This window comes from Paraburkholderia caffeinilytica (genome assembly GCF_003368325.1).
GTDB classification, from domain to species: Bacteria; Pseudomonadota; Gammaproteobacteria; order Burkholderiales; family Burkholderiaceae; genus Paraburkholderia; species Paraburkholderia caffeinilytica.
This window is the reverse complement of the sequence record NZ_CP031466.1, coordinates 331,912-345,638: the sequence shown is the minus strand read 5'-3', so window position 1 is coordinate 345,638 and position 13,727 is coordinate 331,912. Positions and strand designations below refer to the sequence as shown.

At 59.1% G+C, this 13,727-nt stretch carries 13 protein-coding genes; 5 read left to right on the top strand and 8 right to left on the bottom strand.

The window, feature by feature from the left end; translation table 11 throughout:
• Positions 1-242: 242 nt before the first annotated feature.
• The 4 genes from DSC91_RS01650 to DSC91_RS01635 form a co-directional block, all read right to left on the bottom strand.
• Complete coding sequence (locus DSC91_RS01650) at positions 243-1,379, bottom strand: polysaccharide biosynthesis/export family protein (protein ID WP_229758384.1); 1,137 nt, start codon at positions 1,377-1,379, stop codon at positions 243-245.
• Between the two features lie 517 nt (positions 1,380-1,896).
• Entirely contained in the window at positions 1,897-2,643 is a 747-nt protein-coding gene (locus DSC91_RS01645; RefSeq protein ID WP_115776528.1) for a carboxypeptidase regulatory-like domain-containing protein, read from the bottom strand.
• A gap of 19 nt (positions 2,644-2,662) precedes the next feature.
• Positions 2,663-5,047, bottom strand: coding sequence for a YjbH domain-containing protein (locus DSC91_RS01640; protein WP_115776527.1), 2,385 nt, complete (start codon positions 5,045-5,047; stop codon positions 2,663-2,665).
• 23 nt (positions 5,048-5,070) lie between these two features.
• Complete coding sequence (locus DSC91_RS01635; protein ID WP_115779640.1) at positions 5,071-6,450, bottom strand: undecaprenyl-phosphate glucose phosphotransferase; 1,380 nt, start codon at positions 6,448-6,450, stop codon at positions 5,071-5,073.
• 984 nt (positions 6,451-7,434) lie between these two features.
• On the opposite strand from DSC91_RS01635, the gene DSC91_RS01630 reads away from it, so the two are divergent.
• The 3 genes from DSC91_RS01630 (at position 7,435) to DSC91_RS01620 (ending at position 9,344) form a co-directional block, all read left to right on the top strand.
• The gene (locus tag DSC91_RS01630; RefSeq protein WP_115776526.1) at positions 7,435-7,590 is read left to right on the top strand and encodes a DUF3309 family protein; all 156 of its coding nucleotides are present in this window, start codon (positions 7,435-7,437) and stop codon (positions 7,588-7,590) included.
• A 557-nt stretch (positions 7,591-8,147) separates the two neighbouring features.
• The gene (locus DSC91_RS01625) at positions 8,148-8,519 is read left to right on the top strand and encodes a hypothetical protein (protein WP_115776525.1); all 372 of its coding nucleotides are present in this window, start codon (positions 8,148-8,150) and stop codon (positions 8,517-8,519) included.
• Between the two features lie 351 nt (positions 8,520-8,870).
• Positions 8,871-9,344 (top strand): Lrp/AsnC family transcriptional regulator, encoded by a 474-nt coding sequence (locus DSC91_RS01620; RefSeq protein WP_115776524.1) that lies wholly within the window; start codon positions 8,871-8,873, stop codon positions 9,342-9,344.
• Positions 9,345-9,462: 118 nt separating this feature from the next.
• On the opposite strand, the gene DSC91_RS37800 is transcribed toward DSC91_RS01620, so the two are convergent.
• The 3 genes from DSC91_RS37800 to DSC91_RS01610 all read right to left on the bottom strand — a co-directional run bounded on the left by DSC91_RS37800 (position 9,463) and on the right by DSC91_RS01610 (position 11,167).
• Positions 9,463-9,621: a hypothetical protein gene (locus tag DSC91_RS37800; RefSeq protein WP_167470484.1), complete on the bottom strand. Its 159-nt coding sequence runs from the start codon at positions 9,619-9,621 to the stop codon at positions 9,463-9,465.
• Positions 9,622-9,689: 68 nt separating this feature from the next.
• Entirely contained in the window at positions 9,690-10,604 is a 915-nt protein-coding gene (locus DSC91_RS01615) for an ATP adenylyltransferase family protein (protein ID WP_115776523.1), read from the bottom strand.
• 77 nt (positions 10,605-10,681) lie between these two features.
• Positions 10,682-11,167 (bottom strand): adenosine-specific kinase, encoded by a 486-nt coding sequence (locus tag DSC91_RS01610; RefSeq protein WP_115776522.1) that lies wholly within the window; start codon positions 11,165-11,167, stop codon positions 10,682-10,684.
• 289 nt (positions 11,168-11,456) lie between these two features.
• Here DSC91_RS01610 and DSC91_RS01605 point away from each other — a divergent pair, with 289 nt between their 5' ends.
• Positions 11,457-11,621 carry an FmdB family zinc ribbon protein gene (locus DSC91_RS01605; RefSeq protein ID WP_115776521.1) on the top strand — a complete coding sequence of 55 codons (165 nt, stop codon included), beginning with the start codon at positions 11,457-11,459 and terminating at the stop codon, positions 11,619-11,621.
• Positions 11,622-11,697: 76 nt separating this feature from the next.
• Here DSC91_RS01605 and DSC91_RS01600 read toward each other — a convergent pair whose 3' ends face one another.
• Complete coding sequence (locus DSC91_RS01600; protein WP_115776520.1) at positions 11,698-12,843, bottom strand: alpha-hydroxy acid oxidase; 1,146 nt, start codon at positions 12,841-12,843, stop codon at positions 11,698-11,700.
• Between the two features lie 402 nt (positions 12,844-13,245).
• On the opposite strand from DSC91_RS01600, the gene DSC91_RS01595 reads away from it, so the two are divergent.
• On the top strand, positions 13,246-13,725 hold the full coding sequence (locus DSC91_RS01595) for a hypothetical protein (RefSeq protein ID WP_115776519.1): 480 nt from the start codon (positions 13,246-13,248) through the stop codon (positions 13,723-13,725).
• The last annotated feature ends 2 nt before the right edge of the window (positions 13,726-13,727 follow it).

Below are 13,727 nucleotides of genomic sequence, written 5' to 3'. Positions count from 1 at the left end.
TATGTTGGTAAAAACCTCCAGAGCCCCGGGAAGCTGGACTAACTTAACGGACTTGCAACCCAATGCGAGGATGCTAGCCACGTCCGGTTTTTCGTCGCTCCGACAAAAAATCACCACATGAAGGTCATACTCCGGCGCGAGAAATTCAATGCTTTGCGCTATAAGCCGTTCTCGACCTCCCCTAGCGGGATACGGTGGTCGTGATGCGAGATATAGAGCACTCAGCTTTAGATTTTTCGAGATCATTTCGTCACGACCGCTGCCGTCAGACCTGCATTGATGGCCGGCAAGAGCAGACTGAGCACTCTGCTAAAGCGAACCAAGCCGTTTCCGTCCACATACACCACATCCTTCGGTTGTAGTTCGAACTGGTTGGCTAACAGCATCGACACCGGCGAACGGGCATTCAAGTGAAACACCTGTGGCCTGGTTTCGAGAGAACCTCGAATTACGTAGAGCTGCGCTGCGTCGGCACTGCTAGTGTTTAGACTCCCAGCCTGCGACAGTGCGTCACTCAAGGTAAGCTTGCCGCTCTTCATAGGGACCGCGGTCAATGGCTTATTGACCTCGCCCATGACGAAGACGCCGTTGTCGTCACGCGATACCACCCGAAGCAGATCGCCATTCTTCAGTAGAACTTTGGAGGGGTTTTGATCGCTATCGAGCATTCGAGACAGATTCAAAGAGTAAGAGACCCCGTCGCGGACGAGAATCATTCGGCTTTGGTCGGCAGACGAACTGAAACCGCCGGCTCGATTTATTGCCTCGTACAGCGACATCGGAATATCGTTTATAGGAACTGCGCCCGGTGTGTGTACCTCCCCGTCGACAAATACTTGCTTCGCCCGGAAGGAAGCGACTCGGACGGTGACTTGCGGTTTGATGAAAACCTTTGCGAGTTCGTTATAGACCAGCTGTTGGACTTCATCGGTACGGCGTCCTTCTACATGGATACTTCCGGCGTACGGAATTTGAATGTTGCCGTTGTCATCTACCAGGAAACCTTGGACCGGGTCGTATGGTCGAGAATTCGTTTGAGGCTGCGTACCAAGCGCCGCAGCAAGCTCGGGGTGGTCCCACACGGTTATTTGCAGGACATCTCCGACGCCCAGCGTGTACGGACTCGGTTTCACCATTAAGGCGCGAACATGGTCGACGCTCGCCTGCGCAGTTGTATCGCGCATTTTTTCTATCAAGGATGCGTCAATATCAGTTATGGGAATCTGTAGCTCCGCTGGCTGAGCAGCATCGTCGGCGCTGGATACAGGTAGGGCCGCGGAAGACGTCATGCGCATCCCCGGAGCAACGGCGCAGGCAGATAACAATGCGGTCGCCATCACTGTAGTCAACACGGAGGCAGCGCGGCCGACCCATCGCATTCCGTTGCCGCTCCAATTCCCCAGCGAAACTGTCATTGCATTCACCTCGTTTTACGTTCGTTTTTTTACTTTTGGCGGTTGAGCTGCCATTTACCAAAAAGCCCATTCCGTTTTGCATGCGGCGTCGTCAACGAGTTCACAGTTCACTTGATCGGACGATCGAACGCCCAATCAATACGAGCATTTCCGCAGCAATCTTTAAAGCACCAAATATGCCAACAGTTAGGCAAAGGATCCGGAAGAAAAACTGCTGCGACATTCCTTAAGAATGCTGCGTTTTCTGCATTTGAATCGATGGCGCGCCGAAGACAGCTCTTCGAATTTGGTGACAGCGACTGTCTCGTAACGTAACGTCTCGCCGTAACACGTAGCCTTCTTCTCACCCCTTGATCACCCCGCGCACCATCTATCAGCAACGTTCATTAACCATCGCATTTAACTGCCGCTTGACGTCGGACCGCGAGTCAAACCACGATCCGACTTTGAGGTGTATCTACAAGCCAATTGCGCAGACGCCCTACTTCGTCACCGTCCCCGTCCCCCCACTCCCCCCCGTTCCACCCGTCGTCCCACTCGTCGACCCACTACTCCCACTCCCGATCGGCGCCGCCGCCCCAGCCGCCTGCGCAGCGGAAGCCAACGAAGCCGCCGGCTGCCCATTACTCGTAATCGCCCCGGCCGCCAGCAACGCATCGAGATCCGCGTCCGCCCCAGGCGCCCCCGGCGTAAACGAAACCGTCAGGAACGACGAAGAAGAAAGCGTGATCCCATACGTGTTCTTAATCAGCGTCGCGACAGCCGCCTGCGCACTCGCAATCACCGTGCTGTTCGACAACGCGCTCTGATACGACGCGTTGGACGTGATCCCCGAAAGCAACCCGCTAACCGTCGTACCCAATTGCCCCGCCAGGTAGTCCAGCAACAATTCCGTCAGCGGTGTCACGTTGTAGGTACCCGTGCCGGCTGCAAACGAATGGATCGTGACCGCGCCACCGGTCGCCGTAATCGCGCAAGGACCGTCAAAGGCAAACGTGGCCGAGTAAGCACCGTTCGAATTTGCCGTTGCACTACCCGAACCGTTCTTGCAAGTCAGCGTGATGCTTGCGTTAGCCAGCGCTGCGCCGACAGCAGCCGTACCACCCACCGTCCCGACCGGCGAGCCGCCGCTACTGGTCCCGCCACCGCATGCAACCAGCGCACTGGTCGCAAGCACTATCGATCCGAACTGCAGCGTGCGCAGCGTCGCGCCATTTAGAAGCTTCATCGCCTACCTCCAAAGAAAGTCATTCACAATCGACCGGCGTCAACGCCCGTCCGTCGCTTACACCCTGCAAACCGTTTCCACAGACGCCGTGTGAAAGCACAGCACCCGTCGACACAGCAGGCACGCTCGCTTGCGGCTTCGGCTTCGTTCCGTCACTACCAGGCCGTCCGTAACGCAGATACGCATCACGCATCCGGTAAAGCTGGGTCGAGAAGTACTCACCGCTAAAGCGGCCCTGATTCAGCAAGTACTGCTGCGTGCTATACGGGAAGGTCATGTTTTCCGCCGCATTGGCCGTCAAGTAATTCGTCGATCCCACCCGCGTGCGGAAATCGAGCCCAAACTCTTCAGAGCCGTACACCTGACTGATCCCCGGCTTCATCCCTTGACGCAATGTCAACGGGAAACTGATCGCGGCGCCCACAAAGGTGCCCTGACCGCTGTGCTCGCCGTGCACGCTCACCGATACGTCGTCGAACCAGCGCGTCAGCGTCGCGACCGGTCCTTTGTCTCCTCCCACAAAGCGCGCCACGCCCGCTTCGATCCACAGCTTCCAGGACGGCTGCACCCAGCGATAAGTCAGTTCGGCGTTCTTCGCACTCGGCAATTCGTCATGGCCCGGCTCATGGTGCAAATAGGCGAGCCGCAGGCGAATCAGATCGGGACGGCCCGGCACGAAGACAGTTGTTTCGTTTTGCACACCGACATACGAGTAATCGAACTTGCCGACCGATGCCACGTTGAACACTTGCGGGACGATCCAGAAGCTCTGTGCCAACGCGACTGCATTCAGACCACCGCGCAAGCGGTAATTGCTAAACACGCGGCCTTCGTCCATGTTCTTCGTGTTGTAGATCGGCGCGATATAACTCGCGTACAGCTCCGCGCCACGCCACAGCGGTACGAACCCCTCGATGTTGGCGCCGAGCGAGATGTCGAAGTTGCCGTACTCAGTGCCGTACAGGTAACTGACGATCGGCTCGATCTGGATCCGCGTCAGCCCATGCGTATGCTCATTGCCATGCCATGCGATCGAATCCGCGTCATATGTCGGACGCGTGTGCATCGTCAGCGAGGCGCTTGCGGCTGTCGGCGCGCCGCCCGCAACGAACTGCGCAAATGCATCGCGATCGACAATGACTTCGCCCAACGGCTCATTGGCCTTCTTGATGACCACGTGAATCTTGTCGGCGCCATGCGGCGCATTCACGCTCGCTACACCAAGCACAATGCCGAGCGCGTCGGCTTCATTCTGGTTGTAGCGATGGTTCTCGTACTCGACCACCAGATCGCGACCACTCATCCCGACGCGCACGCGCTCGAGGCCGGCGGCAAACAGCTGCGCGGCGATTTCATCGAGCGCGGAGGTATCCAGCGTCTCCGGAATGGCAGGCGACTGCGCATCCGACGATTTGGCCGCCGTCACGTCGCTCAACATCACTGACGCGTACGACTGCAACGGCGGCACATATGTAATCGGCGCTGCGGCCAGCAAGTTGTTGTCGGCTGTGGCGGTACGCATATCCACCGGTTGCAGGCTGGCGAGACGGATTGAGCCGTCATCGTCGGCATCGGCATCGGCAGTCTGGGCGACCGGCACTTGCGAGCCTTCGCACAAGCCGTCCACACACCGCGCACTGCTAAAGCGTTTGCCCAGCGGAATCTGAATACCCACCGAGAACGACGTGCGCGGCGACACACCATCCGTCGAACGGATCGAACGCATGAATGTGCCAATCACGTTCGCATCGGCTAGCCACCTGATACGCGGAGACTGATAGCGCACGCCGGCATAAGGCGTCTTCGAATCGTCTTCTGCGAACAGCGACAAACCGGTGTTCCACAGCGAGACCTGCGCGCCGCCGAACAAGCCATCGAGGCGATCGCCCTGGCCGTAACCGGCGGTCAACGTCACAGGTCCAAATGCTTGCGACACCACGCCGTATTTCGAACGGAAGAAATGTGTCTGACCACCAATGTCGCTAATACCTAACGCAATGCTCGGCTGATACTTAAAGAACTTCGGTACTTCGACCTTGACGTCACCCATCAGGTGACGAAACAGAAAGTGGTCGGCGTTACTGAATGGCGCGTGAACATCAGCCGGGTAATTGGCGAGTCCGCCGGAAAACTCCACATAAGGCAGCAATCCCACCGCGCCCCAATACATTTGCGCGCCCGTCGCCTGCTTTCCATAGCGCGGATCGATGTAGTTGTTGTACTGCGCCTCCACCGTCCCTTCGGGCAACGCAAATCCGTACGGAATCACCAAACCACCCGCCTGCCCGAGGGCATTGAGCGCAGGGTCGGCCGCGTGCGCCGAAGCAGAAAACGCTAAAGCCGCAGCAAGCGCCAGCGCGTTCGGCGCCGATCGGAGTTGTTGTCCGCGTAATTTCATGGCCATGTATTTTTTATTGTGTGCAGGTGTCAGTACGCGTTGCTATGAACCAGACCCTTCGCTATTGTCGCGCCGACAATCCGCATGTCGAGCCCGAACGACCAATTGCGCAGGTAATACAGATCGTGTTCGACGCGTCCTTGCATCTTCTCGATCTGGTCTGTCTCTCCTCTGAATCCGTTGATCTGTGCCCATCCTGTGATCCCGGGCTTTATCCGGTATCGATGGATGTAGCCATTCACCACTTTCTGATAAAGCTCGTCGTGTTCAATCGCGTGAGGCCGCGGCCCCACTACCGACATATCGCCGCGCAGTACATTGAAGAACTGCGGCAACTCATCCAGGCTGGTACGCCTGAGAAACGCACCCACTCGCGTAATACGCGGGTCTCCTCGCGTGGCCTGTTTCACCACGCCCGTTTCGACGGCATGAGGACGCATCGAGCGGAATTTGTAGATCTTGAAGATGCGGCCATCCGCGCCCTTGCGCTTCTGCGTGAAGAACACCGGTCCACGCGAAGACAACTTGACGGCGATCGCAATCGCGATCAGTACGGGGGCAAGCGCAACCAGCGCGCACGCAGCGAACGCACGATCGAAAATCTCTTTCTTCACCAAAGCGCGAGCCGGCACGGGTGACGCAACCAGGTTGATCGCAGGCATGCCGATCAGATCGATCATGCCGCTATCGAACAGTGCAACGCTGCGCATATCGGGTACGAAGCGCACATTCACGAGGTCGTCGCGGAACTCGGCCACGAAGCGCGACAGCGTGCGTTCCTCGGAAAGCGGCAACGCAAGCCACAACTCCTGCACATCGTGAGATCTCACGTAGGCGGCGAACTTGGCAATGTTGTCGTACACCGGCACACCTGAGCCGATCGTTCCCGTCATCGGCCGCACATCGAAGGCGGCCACTGCGCGAAATCCGCTAGTCGTCGAGTCCTCGATATTGCGCACGACCTGGTGGCAGTGCGACCCGCATCCAACAACCGCAACCCGGCGGAGATTCATTCCTGCGTGCCGGACGCGTGCAAGCACGGCGTGCACAGCGAGACGCCACACGATCAGTGCGCCTCCCGTCATGGCCATCCAATAGGCGAACCAGAGACGCGAGATGAAATCCGTTCGATGCAGCGAGAACATCAGCGCGAGACCACAGCCTTGAACCACGAACCACGCGAGCGATACCTGACCGGCCATGCGCAGCATGGCCCGCCCACGCCATGAGCCGTACACGCCGAATGCGGGGAACAGAACCAGCGCAAAAGCCGCGGCAAACGCAACGAAGGCGGTGTCGATACGGCTTTGCATGAGATCTTCAAATCGCACTTGCGAAGCGGCCACCGCCCCAAGGACGACGAGCATCACATCGAGCAAGCGCGCGATCAGGCTTTGCAACCCCGGTATCGTTCTTCTTTGCTGCGCAAAATTCGCCGTATCCATTTTTATCCCCCGCGCTGGTCTCTCGCACCAAACGTTCTTGTCGAGCTGCTCAACTTGTGTTCGCTTCAACAGCTCGTGTCTCTCGCACTTCCACCACCACGCTCTTCGCGACAACAACACCCCGGCACGCGAAGAAGCGCGCAATGCAAAACAACCCGGATTTCACTCATCCAGCGCGAAACGAAGCGACTGGATGTTCCTGAACAACGATTGGGGGATTGACTACAAGCCGCTCGTACCCGCCCAGCCTGGGTACTCAGGCAAAACGCCGCCGCGACGAATCCGAACAAAAGATCACACCGCTTGTGCGTTGAGAAAACTGACCTGATAACCCCCGACCAGGCCAGTCGTTGATTCGAACTTCACCAACTCGAACTTCACCAACTCGAACTTCGCTAACACTTACTGCTTGTCTTGTCTGTGTTGTGCGTCGCGCAACCTATAAAGCAGCAAGCATGCCAATCTTCAGATTTTCTTGACGATTGCTCAGGGGATATCGGACAAACCCTTGTTAGATATAAGTTTTCGTTCGAACGCGTCTCTTAGGAAGCCGATGAGAAAAGACGCGGAATCGTGTGCGGTAACGCGCTCGTTACGTAACACCGCCCGTAACGGCCTCGTTCGATCCTGGGACGCCGGCGAGAGATTGCGAGACGCGGTAAATGTCTGATGAAAGAAGGATTGCGAGAGGGGTTTGCGCAGCGCGAGCAGCACTCTGAATGTAAGTCGAATCGCCTCGACGATCGATTCGTCAAAGGCGCACGCATCAGTACGGACACGAATAATCAACGATCGTTTCAAACAATTCGCGTCAGGACGCTCGTCTTTGGGCACATGGTTTGCTGAATCCCAAGGCGTCGATACTGCTTTTCGCAAGCTCGCCTGAACCGCGTGCTCCATGGCTGTCGTGACGGGCAGTTCCTGTGAACCCAAGCGGAGGTTATTAATATGTTGGGAACTATTCTTCTGATTGTGCTGATCCTTCTCCTCATCGGTGCGTTTCCGACGTGGCCGCATAGCCGCTCGTGGGGTTACGCCCCGACCGGTGGTCTCGGCATCGTGGTAATCGTTGTGATCGTGTTGCTCATTGCCGGCGTGATATAGCCGGCGTGAAGTGATCAGATCGGCAGTTCAACCCGAGCCGGCCGCCGGATATCGATGCAGTTCACAGCATCGATATCCGGCGGCCTTTCTTGTGTCGATCGTCGATACATATTTGCGCCGTCGCGCCGGTTTTATCGGCAATAGGCAGACGTTAGTTTGTCGTCTCCGACAACGGATACTTTGGAATGCTATTCACCTATTCTGATGATGTCCGCATGAGATCTCGCGACCATGTGCAATCTTGCGCGCTGCGCGAATGCCAACGGCATCCGAATAGCTAGCTGGGCATGCCGGATGCTGAAATCCTTTCAACCTGAGCCCTTCACCCGAAGGTCGCTCCGCGTGGCCCTGCCCGTCCCAGCGGCCGCGCATCCGCAGACGTTCGCACCCTGAACGTTACCCTCCTCACGTAAGCGCAAAATCACGCGCCGGCGCACCTGCCTTTTCACTTGCGCTGTACAAAACGGTGCGTAAAACTAGGCCTATTACGATTAGCCCGCGCAAAATGCCATATCTGCACTCGCACACAGACGCTGCGCAGGAGCAAGGAGGGACCGATGGTAAACAATGAGTACACACTGTCACACCAGGAGGTGGTGAAGGCAGTGATCATTCATCAGAACATTCATGAGGGCTTCTGGACGCTGAACATCAATTTCAACGTCGCCGCCAGTCATGGTGCGCTCATGCCGGACCCTTGTCTCGCCGTAACGATCAAGGGCATCGGCATCATGCGGGCGTCGCCTACCGACCCACTCGCGATCAACGCCGCGCTCGTCAATCCGCCGGCGCCTGAACCTGTTGAAGCTGCGGTGCACGTAACAGCCGCCGTCAATGGTGCGCACCAAGGCAGCATGCAATTCTGTCGTGACGTGTATCGCAACATCGCGGTACAAAGCGCGATCAAAGCGCCGACCAAGTCAAGCTAAGGTCCGCCCGCTATCTCGCAACGCGGACGCAGAGGTCCGGCGCCGATCAGCATTCGATTGAGAAAATGCGTCCATGCCCGGCAAGCGCGTCTTCCGGCACGGGTAATGCCGGAATTCGCCTGCGTGCCGCCCTCGTGTGAAGGCAGCAAGACACCGGATGGCAGCTTGTGGCCGCGCAAGACCGCCGGCCTGAGGCCGGCGATCCGGACGGTTGTCCCGGGCATGAATGCACCCTGAAAATATACCCGGACGCCCGCTGGATATGCTTCCTAAAGCAATCCTCCCATCCAGCGGATGCAGGACGTTCTTCCATTAAAATGGCATTTTACTGAACAAAATTCCGAGAATGCCATGACCACCCGAAATCGCCCACTGGACAATCAGGATCGAAAGATCATGCGCGAGTTGCAGAAGAACGCGCGCCTGAGCAACGCTGAACTCGCCGACCTGGTCGGCATGTCGACCACGGCGTGCTGGAATCGCACGCGTCAGCTGGAAACGGAGGGGTATATCCGCGGCTACGTCGCGTTGCTCGATCAACAGAAGCTCGGCTTCGCCGACGTGGTGCTGCTCGAAGTCACGCTCGACCGTCACGACGACGACGCCCTGGCCCGCTTCGGAGCCGAACTGGCGACGCTCACCGAAGTGCTGGAGGCGTATCTGGTGTCAGGCGATTACGACTATCTGGTCAAAGTGGCGGTCGACGGCACGGCGGGCTATGAACGCTTTCTACGCGAGAAACTCTATAAAATCGCGGGCATCCGTCACAGCCGCTCGATGTTCGCGCTGCGCTGCATGAAGAGCATTCCGTCGATTGCGATCTAATTCGGTTTGCCGACAAGACCGTATAGAAGCGCCGCCCAGCCCGATGCGAACCGCCGCGCGATCGCTGCCTCCACAGCATTCGCGCGCCCCGGCGCTTCCAGACATCACCGTGCGCCAATCAGTGCTTGTGGTGCAGCCAGTCCTTGATCGGATGCGCGTGCAGCCAGCGGGAAACCGGCCGGTCGTCGTGTTCCCGCCTGTAACGTACCGCGGCAAATATCGCGATACATAGCACCACCACGATTCCCACTACAAAACTGGTCATCGACTCGGTCATGGCAACCTCCTTTGAGGTCAGAACCATGCCTGTATTTTAGGTGACCGGAGAAATAGCGACTGCGGCGCTCATTCGTCTGCGGAGACCGCGACTCGTCGCAGCACGGTCATCGGACCGAGCGCCTCGATGACTTGCATCTGCGCCGCGTCGCGCACGAAAAGCGATCCGGCAAACCCCAGTGCATTCACCGAGATTCCCTCGACACGTTCCGACGACCTCGGCACGAGCAGCATCCATCGAGGGGCGACAAGCAGGTTGTACGGCGCCGATTGGTGCAGTTCTCCGTTCACCTCGATTGCTTGCAGGCCGACCGCTTCGAGCAACGCGTGGTAGCAATCGAACGCGGCGTGTACCGCGTGCCTTGAGGCGGCAGGAGCCAGTTCCAGACGGGCAAACGCGTGCCTGAAAGGCAGGCCGGGTACGTTGCCAATCGAACCCTCCATGCACGCGGAAGCAAGAACGGACTCAATAGGCAGCGGCGGACCTGATTCTGCGAGCGGCAGCGGCACGATCTGCAGATGCTTGTGGAGTTGACTCGCGCCGGCGTCCACGCCGCCGTTGTAGAAACCCAGACCATGGAACTCGTCCATGCAAGCGATCAATGCAGCAAAGTCCGCCAGATCGAGCAGCGCGTCCTGCGATTCGAAACCACGTGTGACAATCAGCAGATGGTGGTCGATGACGTTGAACTTGTTGAGCAAGGCGACGTGCGTGGCCGATATATCGGCCACAAAAAGGTCCGGGTCATAAGGAAGGAACGGATTGAATGCGCCGCGCGTACCGGCGTTGGGCTTAGGCGCGTGCCGGGCTTCCTCCTTGCGAGCGAGGCTGGAGACCCGGCGGACGAGGAAGCGTACGCCACAGTCTTCGATCAGCGCCTGGGTTGTCTCGATCGGTCGCAGTGCGCCACGACGCAGCGCATGCTCAGTCTGGCGCAGGATGGCCGGCCATAGCGTGCCGGGCTGAAGACGGAGCGGCTCCATGGATCAGGCCAACCGGCACTCATGCCGCAGACGCGCATGTCGCAAACGCGCATGTCGCGTAATGACAGCCACCGCACCTACGCTTTGTAACCGATAGCACGTAGCAGATCCTTGCGCCATTTCACGTCCTCCTCGTTTTCCACGCCAAGCGGCGGGAACCCGTCGACCACCCCCAGGATACCGCGCCCCTGATCCGTCTCGGCAACCAGAATCTGCGTGGGATTCGCCGTCGCACAGAAGATCCGGCATACCTCCGGCACCGCCTTTATCGCGTTGAGAACATTGACCGGGAAAAAGCCGTCGCCCAAAAAGATCAGAAAGCTGTGGCCCGCCGCAATCGCCATGGCATTCCGGCTCGCCAACTCGACCAGATCGGCGGCGGTGCCGGACTGGCGCACGAGGCGCTTACCCGACGCTTCACAAAAGGCCAAGCCAAACTTGATACCCGGCACGGTACCGACCATGGCCTCGTGAAGATCCTCGACAGACTTGATGAAGTGGGTTTGTCCCAGGATGAAGTTCGTCGCTTCGGGTTTGACGATTGTTACCGTAAGCAGTTGCATATCGGACCTCGCTCAGTGGCGTCAGGAACACCGGCGGGAGGCTGCTTTCGTCGGCGGATCGCGATTCGTCACATTCGCCGGCCGGCGACTGCCTTCCACAATCAAGCCTAGTACGAACGACTCGTCAGCGGAAGCGCGGGTCGCCAGTGGCGTCGTCACAGCCAGTGAGCGCTGGGCGAGATGAGACGCATGACCGCGCATTTGCTGCACTAGAATGGATTTTCAGACTACCGGATCGTGCTGGCGAGGTATCCGGCCAACGCAGACGGGACTCATGCTGGAGGGTGTAATGCCGACGTACCAATATCGTTGCGATAAATGTGGCGAGTTGTTCGAACACGCTGAACATCTCGCTGAACACGAGACCGCCCATCCGCGCTGCCCCAAGTGCGGAAGCGAAACGTGTCAGCACGTGCCGACGCCCTTTGTCGCCAAGACGTCACGAAAGAGCTGAACGCAGCGCGACTCACCGGTTAGCGTCTGCCTGGCCGCTATCGCGCGAGTCGCGCTGCGTTCGTCACGTGTTTGCTTCAACGGCTGTCAGGCAACAGGATCCGCTCGTCCACCCGGCGGATGTCCGTGTGGCCGCAAAAGGCCATGGTGATGTCCAGTTCCTTCTGGATGATCTGCAGGCACTGTGTGACGCCCGCCTCTCCCATCGCGCCCAGGCCGTAGAGGAAGCTGCGGCCGATCAGCGTGCCTTTCGCGCCGAGCGCAACGGCTTTCAGCACGTCCTGTCCGCTGCGAATGCCGCCATCCATCCACACTTCGATGCGCGAGCCAACCTCGCGCGCGATCTCCGGGAGCGCCGAGATCGAAGAAGGCGCGCCGTCCAGCTGACGGCCGCCATGGTTGGAGACGATCAACGCATCAGCGCCGCTGTCGGCGGCGAGGCGCGCATCTTCGGCATCCATGATGCCTTTCAGAATGAGTTTGCCGCCCCACAGCTTCTTGACCCATTCGACGTCGGCCCAGCTCAGCGCCGGATCGAACTGCTCGGCGGTCCATGAGCTCAGGGACGACAGATCGCCCACGCCCTTCGCATGGCCGACGATGTTGCCGAAGGTGCGCCGCCGCGTGCCGAGCATGCCGAGGCACCAGCGCGGCTTGCTCGCCAGGTTGATGAGGTTCGCAGGGGTCAATTTGGGCGGCGCCGACAGCCCGTTCTTGATGTCCTTGTGACGCTGGCCGAGGATCTGCAGATCCAGTGTCAGCATCAAGGCGCTGCACCGTGCAGCGCGAGCGCGCTCGATCAATCGCACGATGAAATCGCGGTCGCGCATCATGTAAAGCTGAAACCAGAACGGCTTGCTGGTCTCGGCGGCCACGTCCTCGATCGAGCAGATGCTCATGGTGGACAGGGTGAACGGAACGCCGAACTTCTCCGCCGCGCGCGCAGCGAGGATTTCGCCGTCGGCATGCTGCATGCCGGTCAACCCCGTCGGCGCGAGCGCCACGGGCATGGCGGCCGCCTGGCCGATCATTTCCGTGCGCGTGCTGCGGCCCGCCATGTTGACCGCCACGCGCTGCCGCAGCTTCAGGCGATGGAAGTCGCTTTCATTGGCGCGATAGGTACTTTCGGTCCACGAGCCGCTGTCGGCGTAGTCGTAGAACATGCGCGGCACGCGCCGTTGAGCAAGCACGCGTAAATCTTCGATGCAGGTGATGGCAGGCACGGTTTCTCTCAGCGCAGGGAATAAGCGATGAGTGTACGTGCTTAAGACAGTCGCCCGGTATCCCGGGAATTCCTGGGGACAGTTCAACGCCAGTACGCAGATGCTCCCGCTGCGCCGGCTCAGGCTCTGCGTAACGGCTTCTGGCAAGCCGGCCGCCCGCACCGCTCGCCGCGTCAAGTCCCGTTCAACACACTTTCTAAATGCGAATGATTTGCATTTACCAGAAAATTGGCTCATCATCACGTCCATGCCATCCGCTGTCCGCAAAAACTTGAAGCACGCCGTGACGCACATCCGGCGTCATCGCCTATCCGTCGCACGCAACATGTGGCGGCCTGCGACGCGGCCCTCCTCCGGTCAGGCCGGCGCGACTCATTGGACCGTGTCCATTCAGGAGCAACGATGAACTTCCGCTCTCACCACAACAGCCGTCCCGAACTGGTCGACGATCACGTCGCGGATACCGCCGACGCACCCGATCGCACGGTCCTCAGCGCCGTGCGCACCTGGCTGCGGCCGGCGTGTGAAACGGCGCGCGGCGGCGTGCACTGGCGCGACATCCTGAGCGGCGTGGGCTTGCGGCAAGACGGCATCGAGCATTTCGATCTGCTGATGCGTTCGCTGAGGCACGTGTCCTATCGTCCGCTCGACATGCGATGCCGCTGCGCCAGCGATCTCGGCAAGGACGAAGCCGTGATTCTGCAAACCATCGCGTTGCTGCAGAAAACGCATAGCGGCGCTGCGTTGCGCATGCTGAGCGAATGGCTGCCGGGGCCCGCCGTCAGCGGCGTGTTGAAACTGATCCGCTGGTTCGCCATCGATCTGCTCGATGCCGGTGTCGAACTCGACGTGCAAGCGCGCCGCGTCACGTATATGCATTGAGG